General features: G+C 69.7%; 24 protein-coding genes. 15 read left to right on the top strand and 9 right to left on the bottom strand.

Annotated elements, in window-relative coordinates:
• Window positions 1-25 precede the first annotated feature (25 nt).
• The 5 genes from ACQEU1_RS17425 to ACQEU1_RS17405 are packed head-to-tail and all read left to right on the top strand — an operon-like array spanning window position 26 to window position 3,399.
• The gene (locus ACQEU1_RS17425; RefSeq protein ID WP_433202306.1) at window positions 26-850 is read left to right on the top strand and encodes an isoprenyl transferase; all 825 of its coding nucleotides are present in this window, start codon (window positions 26-28) and stop codon (window positions 848-850) included.
• The gene (locus ACQEU1_RS17420) at window positions 847-1,245 is read left to right on the top strand and encodes a YbjN domain-containing protein (RefSeq protein ID WP_090100486.1); all 399 of its coding nucleotides are present in this window, start codon (window positions 847-849) and stop codon (window positions 1,243-1,245) included. The genes ACQEU1_RS17425 and ACQEU1_RS17420 overlap by 4 nt, the downstream gene beginning before the upstream one ends.
• A gap of 23 nt (window positions 1,246-1,268) precedes the next feature.
• Window positions 1,269-1,694 carry a hypothetical protein gene (locus ACQEU1_RS17415; protein WP_285645285.1) on the top strand — a complete coding sequence of 142 codons (426 nt, stop codon included), beginning with the start codon at window positions 1,269-1,271 and terminating at the stop codon, window positions 1,692-1,694.
• Window positions 1,691-2,701 (top strand): permease, encoded by a 1,011-nt coding sequence (locus ACQEU1_RS17410; RefSeq protein ID WP_433202301.1) that lies wholly within the window; start codon window positions 1,691-1,693, stop codon window positions 2,699-2,701. Before ACQEU1_RS17415 ends, ACQEU1_RS17410 begins: the two co-directional genes overlap by 4 nt.
• A complete protein-coding gene (locus ACQEU1_RS17405) occupies window positions 2,698-3,399 on the top strand; it encodes a TIGR03943 family putative permease subunit (protein WP_433202298.1) in 702 nt (233 codons plus the stop codon). Before ACQEU1_RS17410 ends, ACQEU1_RS17405 begins: the two co-directional genes overlap by 4 nt.
• 42 nt (window positions 3,400-3,441) lie before the next feature.
• Here the strand turns inward: ACQEU1_RS17405 and ACQEU1_RS17400 are convergent, their stop codons facing one another.
• The 3 genes from ACQEU1_RS17400 to ACQEU1_RS17390 are packed head-to-tail and all read right to left on the bottom strand — an operon-like array spanning window position 3,442 to window position 4,477.
• Entirely contained in the window at window positions 3,442-3,840 is a 399-nt protein-coding gene (locus ACQEU1_RS17400; RefSeq protein ID WP_191304953.1) for a Fur family transcriptional regulator, read from the bottom strand.
• On the bottom strand, window positions 3,837-4,187 hold the full coding sequence (locus ACQEU1_RS17395; protein ID WP_382439549.1) for an ArsR/SmtB family transcription factor: 351 nt from the start codon (window positions 4,185-4,187) through the stop codon (window positions 3,837-3,839). The genes ACQEU1_RS17400 and ACQEU1_RS17395 overlap by 4 nt, the downstream gene beginning before the upstream one ends.
• An 11-nt stretch (window positions 4,188-4,198) precedes the next feature.
• The gene (locus ACQEU1_RS17390) at window positions 4,199-4,477 is read right to left on the bottom strand and encodes a hypothetical protein (RefSeq protein ID WP_433202293.1); all 279 of its coding nucleotides are present in this window, start codon (window positions 4,475-4,477) and stop codon (window positions 4,199-4,201) included.
• Window positions 4,478-4,494: 17 nt separating this feature from the next.
• Here ACQEU1_RS17390 and ACQEU1_RS17385 point away from each other — a divergent pair, with 17 nt between their 5' ends.
• Entirely contained in the window at window positions 4,495-4,872 is a 378-nt protein-coding gene (locus tag ACQEU1_RS17385; protein ID WP_433202290.1) for an antibiotic biosynthesis monooxygenase, read from the top strand.
• On the opposite strand, the gene ACQEU1_RS17380 is transcribed toward ACQEU1_RS17385, so the two are convergent.
• Window positions 4,853-5,530, bottom strand: a complete 678-nt coding sequence (locus ACQEU1_RS17380) for a tetratricopeptide repeat protein (protein WP_433202287.1) — start codon at window positions 5,528-5,530, stop codon at window positions 4,853-4,855. The two genes, ACQEU1_RS17385 and ACQEU1_RS17380, sit on opposite strands and share 20 nt — an antisense overlap.
• A 93-nt stretch (window positions 5,531-5,623) precedes the next feature.
• Here ACQEU1_RS17380 and ACQEU1_RS17375 point away from each other — a divergent pair, with 93 nt between their 5' ends.
• The 3 genes from ACQEU1_RS17375 (at window position 5,624) to ACQEU1_RS17365 (ending at window position 8,502) form a co-directional block, all read left to right on the top strand.
• Entirely contained in the window at window positions 5,624-7,009 is a 1,386-nt protein-coding gene (locus tag ACQEU1_RS17375; RefSeq protein WP_189159985.1) for a glycine--tRNA ligase, read from the top strand.
• Between the two features lie 118 nt (window positions 7,010-7,127).
• On the top strand, window positions 7,128-7,598 hold the full coding sequence (locus tag ACQEU1_RS17370; protein ID WP_433202284.1) for a hypothetical protein: 471 nt from the start codon (window positions 7,128-7,130) through the stop codon (window positions 7,596-7,598).
• A 31-nt stretch (window positions 7,599-7,629) separates the two neighbouring features.
• A complete protein-coding gene (locus ACQEU1_RS17365; RefSeq protein WP_433202281.1) occupies window positions 7,630-8,502 on the top strand; it encodes a hypothetical protein in 873 nt (290 codons plus the stop codon).
• On the opposite strand, the gene ACQEU1_RS17360 is transcribed toward ACQEU1_RS17365, so the two are convergent.
• Complete coding sequence (locus tag ACQEU1_RS17360) at window positions 8,492-9,397, bottom strand: serine hydrolase (RefSeq protein WP_433202278.1); 906 nt, start codon at window positions 9,395-9,397, stop codon at window positions 8,492-8,494. The genes ACQEU1_RS17365 and ACQEU1_RS17360 overlap by 11 nt on opposite strands.
• 16 nt (window positions 9,398-9,413) lie before the next feature.
• Window positions 9,414-10,145: a Type 1 glutamine amidotransferase-like domain-containing protein gene (locus tag ACQEU1_RS17355; protein WP_433202275.1), complete on the bottom strand. Its 732-nt coding sequence runs from the start codon at window positions 10,143-10,145 to the stop codon at window positions 9,414-9,416.
• 60 nt (window positions 10,146-10,205) lie between these two features.
• Between ACQEU1_RS17355 and ACQEU1_RS17350 the strand changes: the two genes are divergently transcribed.
• The 4 genes from ACQEU1_RS17350 to ACQEU1_RS17335 all read left to right on the top strand — a co-directional run bounded on the left by ACQEU1_RS17350 (window position 10,206) and on the right by ACQEU1_RS17335 (window position 13,744).
• Window positions 10,206-10,871: a YdcF family protein gene (locus tag ACQEU1_RS17350; RefSeq protein WP_433202272.1), complete on the top strand. Its 666-nt coding sequence runs from the start codon at window positions 10,206-10,208 to the stop codon at window positions 10,869-10,871.
• The gene (locus ACQEU1_RS17345) at window positions 10,871-12,109 is read left to right on the top strand and encodes a deoxyguanosinetriphosphate triphosphohydrolase (protein WP_433202269.1); all 1,239 of its coding nucleotides are present in this window, start codon (window positions 10,871-10,873) and stop codon (window positions 12,107-12,109) included. Before ACQEU1_RS17350 ends, ACQEU1_RS17345 begins: the two co-directional genes overlap by 1 nt.
• Before the next feature lie 10 nt (window positions 12,110-12,119).
• Complete coding sequence (locus ACQEU1_RS17340; RefSeq protein WP_433202266.1) at window positions 12,120-13,124, top strand: serpin family protein; 1,005 nt, start codon at window positions 12,120-12,122, stop codon at window positions 13,122-13,124.
• A gap of 101 nt (window positions 13,125-13,225) precedes the next feature.
• A complete protein-coding gene (locus ACQEU1_RS17335) occupies window positions 13,226-13,744 on the top strand; it encodes a Scr1 family TA system antitoxin-like transcriptional regulator (RefSeq protein ID WP_433202263.1) in 519 nt (172 codons plus the stop codon).
• Here ACQEU1_RS17335 and ACQEU1_RS17330 read toward each other — a convergent pair.
• On the bottom strand, window positions 13,741-13,917 hold the full coding sequence (locus tag ACQEU1_RS17330) for a hypothetical protein (RefSeq protein WP_157512840.1): 177 nt from the start codon (window positions 13,915-13,917) through the stop codon (window positions 13,741-13,743). The genes ACQEU1_RS17335 and ACQEU1_RS17330 overlap by 4 nt on opposite strands.
• 82 nt (window positions 13,918-13,999) lie before the next feature.
• Here ACQEU1_RS17330 and ACQEU1_RS17325 point away from each other — a divergent pair, with 82 nt between their 5' ends.
• Together ACQEU1_RS17325 and ACQEU1_RS17320 are read left to right on the top strand one after the other, a co-directional pair.
• A complete protein-coding gene (locus tag ACQEU1_RS17325; RefSeq protein ID WP_433202258.1) occupies window positions 14,000-14,536 on the top strand; it encodes a carboxymuconolactone decarboxylase family protein in 537 nt (178 codons plus the stop codon).
• A 4-nt stretch (window positions 14,537-14,540) separates the two neighbouring features.
• Window positions 14,541-15,353, top strand: coding sequence for a class I SAM-dependent methyltransferase (locus tag ACQEU1_RS17320; protein ID WP_433202255.1), 813 nt, complete (start codon window positions 14,541-14,543; stop codon window positions 15,351-15,353).
• A 1-nt stretch (window position 15,354) separates the two neighbouring features.
• Here the strand turns inward: ACQEU1_RS17320 and ACQEU1_RS17315 are convergent, their stop codons facing one another.
• Window positions 15,355-15,984, bottom strand: a complete 630-nt coding sequence (locus ACQEU1_RS17315) for a dioxygenase (protein WP_433202252.1) — start codon at window positions 15,982-15,984, stop codon at window positions 15,355-15,357.
• A gap of 112 nt (window positions 15,985-16,096) precedes the next feature.
• A complete protein-coding gene (locus ACQEU1_RS17310) occupies window positions 16,097-16,960 on the bottom strand; it encodes a sigma-70 family RNA polymerase sigma factor (RefSeq protein WP_433202249.1) in 864 nt (287 codons plus the stop codon).
• Window positions 16,961-16,985: the final 25 nt, after the last annotated feature.

Genomic DNA, 16,985 nt, shown 5'->3' with positions numbered 1-16,985 from the left:
TTCGCTCGAAAGGATGTCTGGTCGAATGCTGCGTCGCCGCCGCTCTGAGCGTGAGAAGCGCGTCCCGCGCCCGCCGGAGCCGCACGAGTCCGGTGCGACGCCCCCGGACATCCCGCTCGACCAGGTGCCCAAGCACATCGCGATCGTGATGGACGGCAACGGCCGGTGGGCGAACCAGCGCGGGCTGTCCCGGGTCGAGGGCCACAAGCGCGGCGAGCAGGTCGTGCTCGACGTCGCGAAGGGCTCCATCGAGCTCGGCGTGAAGTGGCTCTCGCTGTACGCGTTCTCGACGGAGAACTGGAAGCGCAGCCCAGAAGAGGTGCGCTTCCTGATGAACTTCAACCGCGACGTGATCGCGCGCCGCACCGACGAGCTCGACGAGATGGGCGTCCGCATCCACTGGGCAGGCCGCTCGCCGAAGCTGTGGGGCAGCGTCATCAAGCAGCTCCAGGAGGCCGAGGTCCGCACGGCCGAGAACGACGTGCTGAACCTCGTGATGTGCGTGAACTACGGCGGCCGCGCGGAGATCGGCGACGCGGCGCGGGAGATCGCGCGGCTGGTCGCCGCCGGGCAGGTCAACCCGGACAAGGTCGACGAGCGCATGCTCGCGAAGTACATGTACAAGCCGGAGATGCCGGACGTCGACCTGTTCATCAGGCCGTCCGGTGAGCAGCGGATCTCGAACTTCCTGCTGTGGCAGTCCGCGTACGCCGAGATGGTGTTCCAGGACATCCTGTGGCCCGACTTCGACCGCCGCGACCTGTGGCGCGCCTGCGAGAAGTTCGCCGGGCGCGACCGTCGCTTCGGTGGCGCCGTCGACAAGCCGGACGAGGAGGTGGTGTCGTCGTGAACGCGAGCGGAGAGGCCCTGGAGGCCGCGCGCAAGGCGTTGGAGCTGTTCCACGACGTGTCGGTGGACGACGACGGCGCGCTGAGCTTCCGCCACGGCGACGTGCCGTGCGCGGTGCAGGGCATGGAGCTGGCCGAGGGCCTGACCGTGCTGTCGCTGACCGTCGTGGTCGCGTGGGACCTGCCGGCGGAAGCGGCGGCGTGGGTCGCCGAACGCGCTGGTCAGGGCCTGTTCGGTACGCTCGGGGTGATCCACTCCGAGCGCGGGACGGACGTGATGCTGCGGTACGCGTTCCCCGCGGACGGCCTCAAGCCCGAGCCGTTGAGCACGCTGCTCATGCTCGTCGTCTCGACCGCGTCGCAGGTGCGCGGCGAGCTCCTCTCCCGGTTTTCTTGAGAAAGGACCCTTCGATGGGTGGCGTGATCATTTACGAGCCGGAAGAGGACTCGGACGTCAACGAGTTCCCCTGGACCGTCACGTTCGAGCCGTCGGGCGGCGACGACTGGGACTCGTTCATCTGCGGCCCGTACGAGCGTGACCACGCCGTCGCGCTGGCGGAGGCCGTGGCGCTGGAGGACGAGGAGGGCGGCGTGCTGGCGATCGTGAAGCCGATGCTGCCCGCGCTGTCCGCCGAGGACGTCTCCGCCACCATCGAGGAGCTGCGCGAAGCCGCCCTCGAAGAGGAGGAGGACGAGGAGGAGACCGTCAACGGCACTCCCGTCGACTTCGACGACGACGATCTCGTGGAGGAAGAGGCCGAGTTCGCCGAGCCGCCCTCGCCAGAGGAGATCCGCGAGGGCATGGCGCGCCAGTACCGCCGGCTGCTGGACCTGGACTCGGAATGACGATCACCGGCGAGATCCGCTCGCCGAAGCGGCGCACCGGCCCGCCTCGGCTGAAGATCACGTCGTTGGAGGTGCTGTGCGGGATCCTCGTTCTCGCACTGCTCTTCCAGTCCCGGCTGGTCGACCTGCTCGACGTGCCGAAGCTGCGCACGGCGTCGACCGTGTTCGTGGCGATCTGCGTGCAGGCCATGCCGTTCCTCGTGCTCGGCGTGCTGATCTCGGGCGCCATCGCGGCGTTCGTGCCCGCGTCGGCGTTGCGCCGGATGCTGCCGTCGAAGACCGCGCTGGCCGTGCCGGTGGCGGGTGTCGCGGGCGTGGCGCTGCCGGGGTGTGAGTGCGCCTCGGTGCCGGTGGCTCGAAGGTTGATGCAGCAGGGCGTCGCGCCCGCCGTCGCGTTGACGTTCCTGCTGGCCGCGCCCGCCGTGAACCCGATCGTGCTGGTGTCGACGGCGGTGGCGTTCAACGACACCCCGATGATGGTCGTGGCGCGGTTCGTGGGCTCGTTGCTGACCGCGATGGTCATGGGCTGGCTGTGGGTGCGGTTCGGCAAGATGGAGTGGATCGCCGAACGGGCGCTGGCGCGCATGGCCGACCACACCGGGCGGTCCAAGTGGGCCGTGTTCGCCGAGAGCTCGCGGCACGACCTGGTCGACGCCGGCGGGTTCCTGGTGCTGGGCGGGCTGTTCGCGGCGGCGTTCAAGACGTTCGTGCCGGTCGCGTGGATGCAGACGCTCGGCGGTCAGATCGTCCTCGGCGTGATCGTGATGGCGTTCCTCGCCGTGATCCTCGCGCTGTGCTCGGAGGCCGACGCGTTCGTGGCCGTCGCGTTCTCCGCGTTGCCGCTGCTGCCGCGCCTGGTGTTCCTCGTCGTCGGCCCCGCCGTCGACGTGAAGCTCATCGCGCTGCAGGCCGGTGCTTTTGGCAAGTCCTTCGCCTTCCGCTTCGCACCCGCCACCTTCGTGGTGGCGATCCTGTGCGCCGTCGTGTCGGGAGTGGTGCTGCTGTGAGGCGCGAGACCCAGAACATCCTGCTGGTCCTGCTCGGCGGGGCACTGCTGAAGATCAGCTTCTCCGGGCTGTACCTGCGGTACGTCCAGAAGTCGCTGCTGCCGCTGCTGATCGCGGCCGGCGTGATCATGATCGGCCTGGCGCTGTTCTCGATCGTCCAGGACGTCCGCCGGGGCAAGGCCGCCGCGGACGACCACGAGCACTCGCACTCGTCGCGCTCGACGTGGCTGATGCTGCTGCCGGTGCTCGCGGTGTTCCTGATCTCGCCGCCCGCGCTGGGCGGCGACGTCGTGAACTCGGCCGCCGACACCAACCAGACCCAGCGCGCCCGCAACCTGCTCGGCGAACTGCCGTCCGGCGACGTCATCCCGTTGTCGATGACGGAGTTCGTGACGCGCACGGCGTGGGACGAGTCGGGCACGCTCGACAACCGCCGCGTGAAGCTGACCGGCTTCCTGCTGCGCGCCGAGGGCGAGACCTACGTCGCGCGGCTCGCCATCTCCTGCTGCGCGGCCGACGCGCGGCCGTTGAAGGTGCGCCTCGGCGGGGACGTGCCCGCGCTGCCGGACGAGCAGTGGGTCGAGGTGACCGGGCAGGTCGTGCCGAAGTCGGCGAACGAGAAGAACTCGTGGGTGCCGAGCTTCACCGTGGAGTCGTTCGCGGCGGTGGCCGAACCGGTCGAGCCGTACGAGAGCTGAGCGTCGAACCGCCGATATATCGGATATCGGCGGCTCTCGCTGCTACTTCAGGCCCTTGGCCGTGCACTCCGCGCACGTGCCGAAGATCTCGACGGTGTGGCTGACCTGGGAGAAGCCGTTCTCGGCCGCGACACGGTCCGCCCACTTCTCGACGGCGGGGCCTTCCACCTCGACCGTGCGGCCGCAGTGGCGGCACACCAGGTGATGGTGGTGATGGGCCGAGCAACGGCGGTAGATGGCCTCGCCCGAGTCGGTGCGCAGCACGTCGACCTGGCCCGCGTCCGCGAGGGACTGCAGGGTGCGGTAGACCGTGGTCAGGCCGATGCCCTCGCCGCGGCGGCGCAGTTCCTCGTGCAGCTCCTGGGCGCTGCGGAAGTCGTCCAGCTGGTCGAGCAGGTTCGACACCGCGGTGCGCTGCTTGGTGGACCTCAGTCCGGTCACAACTTCTCCTCGACGTGCGTCACAGCGTCCACCACGATGTGCGCCAGGTGTTCGTCCACCAGTCTGTAAACGACCTCTCGGCCGTGCCTTTCGCCGTGCACCACGCCCGCCGACTTCAGCACCCGCAGGTGCTGGCTGATCAGCGGCTGGGCGACGCCCAGTGCCTCGACCAGCTCGTGCACGCAGCGGTCGTGCTCCCGCAGCTGCAGCACGATGGCGATGCGGACGGGGGCGGCGAGGGCTCGGAGCAGGTCGCCCGCCTCGACGAGGGTGTGCGCGGGGCGGGGTGGCGCCGGCGCGGGGGCCTCGCGTTCGGGGGAGTGCTCGCCGTGCAGCTGAGCGGTCATGGCGGCGCACCTCACCTGGTAGGGATTTTCACAACCAATTCTACGGTGATGATGAGCAGTACCAGCAGGACCACCACGCGCAATGTGCGTTGAGCTGGGGAAAGAACCTTCCAGGTGGCCGCCAGCAGGGTTCCCGCGGCCACGATCAGGACGCCGAGCAGCACCGCGCCGACCGTGCCGCCGACCCAGACGCCGGTGATGAACAGGCCGAGCACGAGCACGAACGCCACTGCCGGGCGGACGCGCGCCAGCGGGCCGTCGCCGGGCAGGAGGGGACGCTTGGAGGTCACCGTGCCATCCTTGCACCGTGCTGCTGGTGTGCCGCTTCCGCGTATCCGACCCAGAGACGTTCACCGCGCGCGTCGAGAACGCGTTGCGGCTGCTCACGGCTCAGCCGGGGTGTCACAAGGGGACGCTGGCGCGGTCGACCGACGAGGACGACCGGTGGGTGCTCACGGTCGAGTTCGAGTCCGTCGTGGCATATCGGCGCGCGATGTCGCCGTTCCCCGTGCGCGAACACGTCATCCCGCTGCTGTCCGAGGCGCTGACCGACGAGCCCGCGATGTACGAACCGGCGTTGACCAGCGAGGACGGCGAGGTCGTGACGCACACGAGCGTGCTCGCCGAGGACGCGTTCACGGTGCGGCTCGGCGAGGCCGCCGGGCCTACGAGCCCGCGGCGATAGCCTCCATCTCCTCGCCCCACTCCTCCTGCGAGTCGTGGGGGAGGAGCTCGAGGGCGCGCCGTGCGGCGGCCGCGGCCTCTTCGGACCGGCCCAGCGCGTGCAGCGTCTTGGCCTTGCCGCTCTCCGCGTACGCCTCCGGCGTCTTCTCGAAGGCGTCCAGCGCCTCCTCGAAGCGGCCGTTCTCGAAGTAGAACCAGCCGAGGTTGTTGTGCAGCGGGCCGAGCCAGCGCACCAGCTCCGGGTTCGCCACCACGATCTCCAGGCCCTGCCTGGTCCACTTCTCCGGGTCGTCCACCAGCGACGCCATGTGCGCGGCGTCCACCGCGAGCGACAGGTCGCCGCGCGTCTTCGCCAGGATGAACGCCGCCACGAACAGCGGTTGCGCCGCCTCCGGGTCACCCGCCGAGCGGTGCAGCCTGCCCCGTTCGAGCAACGCCCGCACCCGGCCCGTCGAGTCCGGCGCGACGAGCACCTCCGCCTCGTCGACCAACGTGTGACCTGCGGCGAAGTTCTCGCGCAGGCCCTCGACGCGCGCCAGCTGGGTCAGCACCTCAGCGCGTTCGTCGTCCGTCTCCACGTCGCCCAGGAACGCGCGGAACCTCGCCTCGGTGCCGTCCAGATCGGCGAAGTCCCACAGCTCTCGCAGCCGGTCTTCCATTCCTGCAGGGTAAGGCTCCGGTCGCCCGTTCGGGGCGCAACGTGACGGGCTAGGCTTGAGCCCCCGATTCTCATTCCCCCGATGGAGTTCCCCTTGCCCGCCGATCGCATCGAAACCGTTGTCAGCCTCTGCAAGCGCAGGGGGTTCGTCTACCCGTGCGGGGAGATCTACGGCGGTACCCGCTCGGCGTGGGACTACGGACCTCTCGGCGTCGAGCTCAAGGACAACATCAAGCGCCAGTGGTGGAACTTCATGGTCCGCGGCCGTGAGGACGTCGTGGGCCTGGACTCGTCGGTCATCCTGCCGCGGGACGTGTGGGTCGCCTCCGGTCACGTCGAGGCGTTCGTCGACCCGCTGGTCGAGTGCGAGTCGTGCCACAAGCGGTTCCGCGCCGACACGCTGTCCGAGGAGTACGCGGAGCGCACCGGCAAGGAGGTCGCCGAGGGCGACGTCTCCGACGTGCCGTGCCCGAACTGCGGCGTGCGCGGCACCTACACCGAGCCGAAGATGTTCAACGGCCTGCTCAAGACGCACCTCGGTCCGATCGAGACCGAGGAGGGCCTGCACTACCTGCGCCCCGAGACCGCGCAGGGCATCTTCACGAACTTCCTGAACGTGCAGACGACGTCGCGCAAGAAGCCGCCGTTCGGCATCGGCCAGATCGGCAAGTCGTTCCGCAACGAGATCACGCCGGGCAACTTCATCTTCCGCACCCGCGAGTTCGAGCAGATGGAGATGGAGTTCTTCGTCGAGCCCGGGACGGACGAGGAGTGGCACCAGTACTGGATCGACGAGCGCACCCGCTGGTACACGGACCTCGGCATCTCCAAGGAGAACCTGCGGCACTACGAGCACCCGAAGGAGAAGCTGTCGCACTACTCGAAGCGGACCGTGGACGTCGAGTACCGCTTCCAGTTCGGCGGCCAGGAGTGGGGTGAGCTCGAAGGCATCGCGAACCGCACCGACTTCGACCTCACGACGCACTCGAACCACTCGGGTGTCGACCTGTCGTACTTCGACCAGGCGACGAACTCGCGCTTCAAGCCGTTCGTCATCGAACCCGCCGCCGGCGTGGGCCGCCCGATGATGGCGTTCCTGCTGGAGGCCTACACCGAGGACGAGGCCCCGAACGCCAAGGGCGGCGTGGACAAGCGCGTCGTGCTGAAGCTCGACCGCCGGTTGGCTCCGGTCAAGGTCGCGGTGCTCCCGCTGTCGCGCAACGCCGACCTGTCACCCAAGGCCCGCGACCTCGCGACGGCCCTGCGCCGCAACTGGAACGTCGACTTCGACGACGCCGGCGCCATCGGCCGCCGCTACCGCCGCCAGGACGAGATCGGCACGCCGTTCTGCGTGACGGTCGACTTCGACACGCTCACCGACCTCGCCGTGACGGTGCGGGAGCGCGACACGATGTCGCAGGAGCGCGTGGCGATGGACCAGCTGGAGTCGTACCTCGCGGCCCGCCTGGTGGGCTGCTAGCCGTCGCTCCGTTCGGCCCCCGCCCGCTAGTTCGGGCGGGGGCCGAGTGGTGTTGATCGCTGAGATTTCCGGGTTCTCGTCCCGGTTTTTGCTCGGCAGGCAACAGATCGTCTGGCTCGTGCGTGATGAGTGCATGCGCGAGGAGACCGGGGGGATGATCCCGGAAGAGATCAGGCGGTACGGCGTCGCACTCGTCGCGGCGGGGCCAGGCCTCGCGCTCGCGGCGTTCGTGGCGGGCATGACGTTGCCGTTGTACGACCACGTCCGCCCGTGGCTGGCCTGGCCGGGCGCCGCGGTGGCGCTCGGGTGTGTGCTGAGCGGAGCGCTCGTGCTCCGGGTGCCGGACCTGGCGCGGCTGAACAAGCTCCTGCGCTACTGCCTCGGGGTTCCCGTCGGCCTGGGTGTCGTCACGCTGAGCATCCTCTACACGGACCACCCCGAGGTCGACGGTCTGCTGACGAGCCTGAGCTCGGTCGTCTTCACCCTGGTGGTCGTGGTGTCGATCGGGGCGACGCTGTTCGTCGCGCAGCAGGTGGAACGCGTCGTCAAGGCGGGGACCGCCGGGCAACCCGGTACCGAGTTCCTCTGATCCTGAGCAACATTCCGGCCGGTTGTCGCGTGTGAAGAGCGTGACGGGGGAGCAGTTCCGCAGGCGTGGCGTGGTGCTGGCGGTCGCCGGTGCCGTGCTGGTGGCGTGGGTGGCGGTCGTCGCGGCACTGGCGGAGGTCGGGACTCCGCAGGTGCTCGGGGCGGCGGCGGTGAGCGGCGGGCTGGTGTGCCTGTGCGCGGCGGTCATCGGGCTGGTGGCGGCGCGGATCGCGGACGCGGCGTCGGCGGCTCGGGTGCGGCACGTGGTCGTGGCGCTGGAGGGCACCGCGATCGCGATCTTCTTCCCGTTCTACTGGTTCGCGTCCAGCGTCGAGCCCGTGGGCAAGCCGGGTGACTTCGCGCTGGGGATCGTGTCAGTGCTCGTGGTCGCCGTGGTGATCGCGCTGGGGCTCGCGCTGTGGGGCAGCATCGTCGTGCACAGGGTCGTGGTGGCCGAGTTCGGGCCGCTCGTGCCCCTGTCCACCGAGCCCGCGTCGGTGCAGCGGATCAGGGTGCTCGGGACCGTGCTCGTCGTGGTGGGGGCCGCGCTGACGGTCGCCGTGGTGGCGCTGGCGTTCGCGGTGCCGACGAGGTTGTTGTTCCTCGAGGCGTCCGGGCTGCTGGTGACGCTCATGCCGGTGGCGCTCGGGTTGTCGTTGGCGCGCGAGAAGAACGTCTACACGGCGCGGCGGCGGAACGCCGTCGCGTACGTCGTCGTGCCCGCGGCCGTCGGGTGGGCCGCCGCGAAGGTCGCCGTGATCGGCGGTGCCGCCGGGATGTTGTTCAGCGCGGTGGTCTTCGGGGCCATCGTGCTGCTCGTGGTCGCGATCCTGGTGACGCGCGACTACAGCGCCCTGTGGGACTGGCCGGCGCGGCCGGGGCAGGAGCGCCGGGTCAGCCCTTGACGCCCAGCTTCGCGAGGGCGGCCGTGCTGACGGCGTTGATCGAGGTCCTGGCCGTGGTCCACGACCCGGTCGGGTTCGTCGTCAGGACGGCGACGGCGTAACGGCCGTCGACCACGCCCGCGCTGTGCAGGTAGACCTCGGCGGGCAGGTAGAACATCCAGCCCTGCTTGGCGTAGGCGCCGGTGACGCCGAGCAGGCCGAACGCCTGGTCGAAGCCGTCGGCGGCGGTGGCGGACGCCTTGGAGAGCGCGCCGACGATCGCGTCGCGCTGCGGTGAGCCGAGGATGTAGTGGTAGAGCCGCACCATGTCGTTCGCGGTGATGACGACCTCTCCCCACTGCGAGGGGTCCTCAGGTGCGTGAGTACCTGTCAGTCCCGCTGCCGCGGCGACCCGGCCGATCGCGTCCATGCCGTCGAACCTCGTCCACAGCACGTCCATGGCGTTGTCGTCGCTCAGGCTCAGCGCGCGGTCGACGAGGTCGACGTCGTCGCCAGACAACGGCTGCCGCAACGCGTCGACGGCGAGGATCAGCTTCGACAGCGACGCCGAGTAGAACGGCTTGTCGCCCTGCGAGGACACCAACTGGCCGGTTTGCAGGTCGAGCACCGCGAGCCCGACGTCGGACGCGCCGCCGGCAGCTGCGATATCCGATATATCAGCGGCTGATATATCGGATATCGCTGAGGTAGAGCCGATATCCGATGTATTGGATCCCGTATCCGATACATCGGCGCCGTCGTTCGGGTCGGCGGCGTCACTGGAGCCGTCGCCGGTGTCCAATACATCGGGGCCGCGCGATATATCAGCCGAAGGCTTGCCGTGCGCGAGGCACGGCGACGCGTCCGGAATGACGAACACCGCCGCGACGAGGAAGACGATCAGGGCCCAGCGCACCCTTCCAAGGTCCGCGTCAGAGCAGCCTGGTGTCGAGCTTTTCCTCCTGTGCGGTTGCTGAAGAATCCTCCCTGACCACCACGTATGCGCCGGAGCCCTGGCGTTCCGTCACCGCTTCGGCGAGCTCGGTGCCGCGGTAGAGCAGGCCCACGCCGTCGTCGGTGCAGTAGGTCGTCGGCAGCACCCCGGCCGCCACGGCCTCGTGGACCTTGGGGCGGCGCTGCTCCTCGGAGTCGTAGTGCACGCCGTTGCCGTAGGGGAGGAAGCCGAGGCCGTTGGTGACGATCCGGAGGTCGGGGCCGAACGAGTCGGTGCTGCCGCCGGAGTGCCAGCAGATCGACCCCGCCGACACACCGCCGAGCACCACGCCGGACTCCCACGCCTTGCGGAAGACGGGGCCGAGTCCGTGCACCTCCCAGACCGCGAGGAGGTTCGCGACCGAGCCCCCGCCGACCCAGACGACGTCGTGGGACAGGACGTAGTCCTCCAGGTCGTCCGTCGGCGGCATCGGGAAGAGGTTGAGCGGCGACACCTCGACGCCCGCGACCCTTCCGGCCTCCTCCACGTTCGCGTTCATGACCCGCTGGTCACCGCCGGCTGTTCCGACGTAGCACAACCGCGGCGTGCGGCCGTCCACACCGGCGAGGTCCAGCGCGAAGTGGATCAACTTGTTGAACTCGGCGAAGGTTCTGCGCCCTGCGCGCAGACCTCCCGACGTGGCGAGGATGGTGGGCTGCTCAGCAGGCATGACGATGATCCTCGCAGGGGCGTCAACGCCGCACCCGCCGAGTCTGGAACCATGCAGGGTGTGCGGACCACGCCCCTCAAACCACTCGCCAGGATTCGCCGGATCGTGTTGCGCCTCGTCTTCGGGGCGCTGGCCGTCGCCGTGCTCGTCGGCGGAGGCACCGCGTTCCGGGTGTGGCAGGTCGCGCGCGTGGACGACTGGACGAAGGCCGACATGGCGATCGTCCTCGGCGCCGCGCAGTACAACGGCGTCCCGTCGGACGTGCTCGCGGCCAGGCTGGAACACGCGCTCGGCCTCTACCAGGAGGGCGTCGTCGGCTACATCGCGACGACCGGTGGCCGCCAGCCCGGTGACAACTTCACCGAGGGCCAGGTCGGCAAGCTGTGGCTGGTCAAGCGCGGGGTGCCGGAGGACAAGGTGCTCCAGGTCGGTGAGGGCGCGGACACGCTCGGGTCGTTGCGGGCGGTCGCGTCCGTGGCGAAGGAACGCGGCCTGAGCACCGCCGTGATCGTCAGCGACCCGTGGCACTCGCTGCGCGCCCGCACGATGGCCGAGGACGCCGGGCTGACGGCCTGGACGTCACCGACGCGCAGCGGTCCGAACGTGCAGACGCGTGAGACGCAGTGGTTCTACATCAAGCGCGAGACCGGAGCCCTGCTCTACTACCGCCTGATGAAGGCGCACGCCGGCGTGTTCGAGGAGCTCAACCTCCCTAAAATCGGGTGATGGGATACACCGGCCACGACGCGGAGCGCCTGCTCCCCGAGGAACCCAAGAGCGCCGCGCTGCCGGGTTCCCGCACGGAGGCGCGCACACCGTTCTCCCGCGACCGGGCGCGCGTGCTGCACTCGGCGGCGTTGCGCAGGCTCGCGGGCAAGACCCAGGTCGTCGGTCCCGGTGAGGGTTCCGAGGTCACCGGTGTGCCGCGCACGCGTCTGACGCACTCGCTGGAGGTCGCGCAGATCGGCCGCGGCATCGGCGAGGAGCTGGGCTGCGATCCCGACATCGTCGACACGGCCGGGCTCGCGCACGACATCGGGCATCCGCCGTTCGGGCACAACGGCGAGAGGGCGCTCAACGAGCTCGCAGGCCCGTGCGGAGGTTTCGAGGGCAACGCGCAGACGTTCCGCATCCTCGCCCGCCTCGAACCCAAGACCGCGCACGGCCTGAACCTCACCCGTGCCGTGCTGGACGCGTCGACGAAGTACCCGTGGACGCGCACGCCGGGCATGGTGAAGTTCGGCGTGTACGACGACGACCTCGAAGTGTTCGAGTGGATGCGTGCGGGCGCACCGGAACGTGCGCAGTGCATCGAGGCGCAGGTGATGGACTGGGCCGACGACGTGGCGTACTCGGTGCACGACGTCGAGGATGGCGTGCTGGCCCACCGCATCAGCCTCGGCGCGCTGGCCCGTCCCGACGAACGCGCCGCCATCGCCTCGCTCGCCGCGAAGACGTTCTCCGAGGAGTCCGTGGCGACGCTGGAGGCCACCGCGGAGGACCTGCTCGCACTGCCGGTGATCGGCTACTGGACCGGCCACGAGTACGACGGCTCGCTCGGCGCGCAGGTGGCGCTGAAGAACCTCACCAGCGAACTGGTCGGCCGCTTCGCCTCCGCCGCCGTCACCGCCACCCGCGCCGTGCACGGCGACGGCACGCTGACGAGGTACTCCGCGTCGCTGGAGGTCCCGAGGCAGGTCGCCGCCGAGGTGGCGCTGCTCAAGGCGATGGCCGTCCGGTACGTCATGAGCGACCCCGCGCGCCTCGCCATGCAGGCGAAGCAACGCGACCTGATCGCCGACCTCGTCACCCGCCTGATGGAACGCCCCACCCTGCTCGACCCCGCGTTCCGCCCGGTGTTCGCGGCCGCTTCCTCTTACGCCGCACGACTTCGCGTCGTCGTGGACCAGGTGGCGCTGCTCACCGACGCGCAAGCCGTGGCCTGGCACCGCGCATCGGCGTAGGTTCGGGGTCGTGGCAGCCCACGACCTCGCCCTGACCCTGCACCGCGTCGCCGTCCCGGACCACGCCGCGAACGCGTGCTGGTCGCCGTACTCCGTGGCTTCGGCGCTGGCCCTCGCCCGCGAGGCCGCCCGCGGCGAGACCAGAGCCGAACTCGACGCCCTGCTCGGCGGCTTCGACCCCACCGCCGCACGCGACGTGCCCGAACTGGCCGTCGCGAACACGCTGTGGGCCGACGACGACCTGACGATCGACCCGGACTTCTCGCTGGCCGCCTCCGTGCGCCGCACGGCGTTCTCCGACCCCGCGACGGTCCGCAAGCTCGTCAACACCGACGTCGCCGAGACCACCCGAGGCCTCATCCCCGAACTGCTGACGGACCCGCCGCCCGCGGACGCCGCCGCGATCATCGTGAACGCGCTGTACCTCAAGGTCGGCTGGCTGAACCCGTTCCTCGCGGGGGAGACCGCGCAGAAGCCGTTCCACGCGCCCGGCGGCGACGTCGACGTGCCGACGATGACCGTCACCGAGAAGTTCCGCTACGCCCACGCCGACGGCTGGCAGACCGTCGTGCTGCCGGCGGACTCCGGCGTCGAGACCGTGATCCTGCTGCCGGACACCTCGCTGGACCAGCCGCTACCGCCGTCCGCGCTCGACGCCCGCACCCAGACCCGCCTCGAGCTCGCACTGCCCAAAGTGGACGTTCGAGCGCGCTTCACCCTCAAGAACACGTTGCGGCAGCTCGGTGTCGAGCGCATGTTCCAGCGCGATGCCGACTTCTCCGGCCTCTCGCCGGACGAGCGGATGTTCGTCGACGACGTCGTGCACGAGGCGGTGCTGCGCCTCGACGAGGAGGGCCTCGAAGGCGCGGCGGCCACCGCGATCACGTTCCGGACGGTGTCGTTCGAGATCCCGGCCGATCCGGTGGTGGTGACGGTCGACCGGCCGTTCCTGCTGGCGGTGCGGCACGCGGGGTCGGGTGAGATCTACTTCCTCGCGCAGGTCGCCCGTCCGTGACCCATCCCGGACCGGGTCAGTCGCCCGTCCGTGAACCGTTCGCCCTGATGGGCGAGCGTTTCGCGCGGCGAGATCATGATCATGGCCTTACCGTTCTGCGCATGACCCAGCACGGTGCCGGCGAGCAGCTCGTCGTGCTCGCCGCGGCGGGAGCCACGCGCATCACCTGCTTCAGCGGCGTCACCATCCCGGTCCTGCTCAGGACCGAGTGCTACGCGAAGGCGCTGGCGGGGGCGCTGGGGCTCGCGCCGTCGCCCGAGCTGCAGCGCGACGGCGTGCTGCCGCAGTGCGTGTTCTTCATCCACGAGTACGCGCTGAACACCGTCGTCGGGGGCGACCGGCTGATGGAGGACCAGGTCCTGCACCTGCTGTTCCACGCGCCGTCGATCAGGATCGTGCCGGCCAGCGCGGGCGGGGCGGCGGCGGTGGGGCTCGACTACGCGCTCATCCAGTACGAGCACGAGCCGCCGTTGGTCTACCTCGCGAACTGGACGCTCGCCAGTGACGCCGCGACCGTCGAACGGGCCGTGGCCATCTTCCAGCGCATGCACGCCGTGGCGCTCGACAACGAACGGTCCCGTGACGTGCTCATGGAGTACGTGGCTCGCTACGACCGTTAGGGCGTGTTGCGGCGCAGGAAGAGGCGCATGCCGTCCTCGCCGGGCAGCGCGCACAGCAGCAGTTTGACGTTCTGGTGCCGCACCGGAACCGCACACGAGTCGCCTGCCAGCAGCGTTCCCGCCAGCAGGCCGGCCGACTCGTGGTCGATGTCCAGCACGAAGTCGTTGCTCATGCAGGGACCCTATGAGTAGAGCGGCTCGGGCCCCAGTCACCCAAAGGTGTCACGTTCTGGCGGGCTGCGTCGTCCAGTGGGCATGACGAGGATCAAGGGAGTCACCAAGAAGGACGCGGGCCTGCTGCTCAAGGCCGTGTACTGGTTCGCGCGGCGCGAGTTCGGGGCCGTGCCGGAGCCCGTCACGGTGATGGCCCATCACCCGAAGGTGCTCATCGCGAGTGGACGGCACGAGCTGGCCGTCAAGAAGGCCGTGCACGGGCCGTTGTTCGAGCTGGTCGTCTACCGGACGGCGGTGAAGCTCGGCTGCTCGTGGTGCGTCGACTTCGGCGCCATGCTGATGAAGCACGACGGGCTCGACATCGAACGGTTGAAGCACATCGACGAGTACGCCACCTCGCCGTTGTTCACCGACCTCGAACGCAAGGCGCTCGCCTACGCCGACGCCATGACCGAGACGCCGGTCGCCGAGCTGGAGGGGCTGATGGGACGCAAGCAGCTCATCGCGCTGACCTACCAGATCGCGCTGGAGAACCAGCGGGCCCGGTTCAACAGCGCGTTCGACATCAAGGATCAGGGATTCACCAGTGGTGACGCGTGCCGCGTCCCGACAAACTAGGGGAGTGGAGAAGATCACCCTGACGGGTGCGCAGGAGACCATGCTCGCCACGCTCTACGGGCGGGCCCTCGACAGCGTGCGGCCCGCGTCCGTGCTGCACGACGACGAGGCCAAGCGCGCCGTCGACCGCATCGACTACGACTTCGGCAAGACCGGGATGAACACGACCACCGCGGTCGGCGTCGCCATCCGCGGCCGGGTGCTCGACGACTGGGCCCGCGAGTTCCTCCGGCACACCCCGTCCTGCACGGTGCTGCATCTGGCCTGTGGCATGGACACGCGCGTGCATCGCCTCGAACGGCCGGACACCGTGCGGTGGGTCGACGTCGACATGCCGGACGTCGTTGCGTTGCGGCGCAAGCTCTTGCCCGAGCCCCAAGGCGACTACCGGCTGGTGGCGTCGTCGGTCACGGAGGACGCGTGGCTCGCCGAGGTCCCCGCGGACCGGCCGGTGGTCGCGGTGTTCGAGGGCCTGTCGATGTACCTCACCCAGCAGGAGGGGCACGCGCTGATCAGCCGCATCACGAACAGGTTCGCGAGCGGTGAGCTGCTGTTCGACGTCTACGGGTCGTGGGGGATCAAGCTGCAGAAGCTCGTGCCCGCCGTGAAGAACGCGGGCGCGACGTTGCACTGGGGCGTCGACGATCCGCGCGAGATCGAGGCGTTGCGCACCGGACTGACCACAGTGGACTCCTGGCGCAGCGTGGACCTGCCGCACCTGGACGCGTTGCCCAGGTCCGGCAGGATCCAGATGAAGGTCGTCAGCGCGGTGCCGAAGCTCCGTGACGTGGGAAAGCTGCTGCGAATGCGGTGGTAGCTCAGCTGTCCAGGACGAAGTCGAACCTGGCGGTGTAGCGGTTGCCGACGAGCGGGCCGAGCTCCATCTCGCACTCGCGGTCGAGGTAGGCGTCGCGCCGGTTCAGGTACGCCACGTTCATCCCGTACGCCCTGAGGTTGTCCGGGAAGAACAGCTGCGTGGTCAGGATCGGGCCGCCGCGCGGCTGCGCCTTCACGTGGATGTGCGGGGTGCGGCCTGGGTAGTCCTTCGGCACGATCGTCTCCAGCACGTACGCGCCGGAGGCGTTGGTGAACTGGTGGCCGCGCATCTTGAACGTCGTGTTGTCGTAGACGCCCCGGTCGTCCGCCTGCCAGAAGTCCAGCAGCGCGCCGGGGATCGGCTGGCACTTCATCGTGTAGACGAATCCGGTGATGCTCAGCACGATCCCGGTGACGCCGGGCGTGCGCAGGTTCGTGCGCTGCGGTGAGTTCCGCTTGAAGTAGGGACCCTCGATGTTCGACGGGGTGTCGTCGTCATCGACGCAGGTCGGGGTGAGCGGGAGCGGGGCACTGCGGGCGGTGGTGGTGCCGGCGGCGGTCAGGGCGACCACGGCGGCCGCGCCGGTGGTCGCGAGGAACGACCGGCGCGAGGGGACGTCTTGTTCGGGCATGAGCGGACTCCGGTGGTTGCAACCCGCGGCAGGGGGCTTGGGCTGGACCGACGCCGGGTGACGTTAGCCAGCACGCCGGTCCCGGCTCCAGTTACGGTCCAGACCAAAACCCTCAGAACGCCACGTGGGCGAGCTTGTCCGGGTTCGCGATGTCGTAGACGGCCGCGATCTTGCCCTCGTGCACCGTGAACGTCGTCACGCGCGCGGTCACGTCGCCGTACGCCGGCATCACGACGCCGAGCTCGCCGTTGACGAACATCGGCCGCTGAGCCTCCGGGAAGCCGTACTTCTGCACGAGGCCCAGGAAGAAGCGGGCGACCTTGTCCGCGCCGGAGACCGTGTTGACCGCCGTGCGCACCTTGCCGCCGCCGTCGCCGATCATCACCGCGTCCGGGTGCAGCAACGCCAGCACGCCGTCGAGGTCGCCGCTCGCCATGGCGCGCATGAACTTCTCCAGCACCTCCTGCTGCTCGGCCAGCGCCGCGCGGGGTGGCGGGTCGGCGTCCGCGACGGCCTTGCGGGCCCGCGACGCGTGCTGCCGGGCGGAGGCCTCCGAGACGCCGAGCACCTGGGCGATCTCGTTGAACGGCAACGAGAACGCGTCGTGCAGCACGAACGCCACCCGCTGGTCGGGGGTGAGCCGGTCGAGCACCACCAGCGCCGCCATCCGCACGCCGTCGGACCGCACCACGCTCGCCAGCGGGTCGTCCTCCTCGCCGGTCGTGAGCAACGGCTCCGGCAGCCACGAGCCAACGTACGTCTCGCGGCGCACGGCGGCGGAGCGCAGCCGGTCGAGGCAGATGCGGCTGACGACGGTCGTGAGCCAGCCCCGCGCGTCCTGCACGCCCTGCGCCTTCGCGAACCGCGGCCACGCCTCCTGCACGGCGTCCTCGGCGTCGGCGATGCTGCCGGTCAGCCGGTACGCGACGCCGATCAGGTGCGTCCGGTGGAGTCCGAAGACGTCAGCGGTGGTCACGGTCGGCAGTTTGCCAGGGGATTAG

The organism is Lentzea sp. CA-135723 (assembly GCF_050936595.1).
In the GTDB taxonomy this organism is placed as follows: Bacteria; Actinomycetota; Actinomycetes; order Mycobacteriales; family Pseudonocardiaceae; genus Lentzea.
Note: the sequence above shows the minus strand (reverse complement) of the source record. Positions and strands in the feature narration are given on the sequence as shown.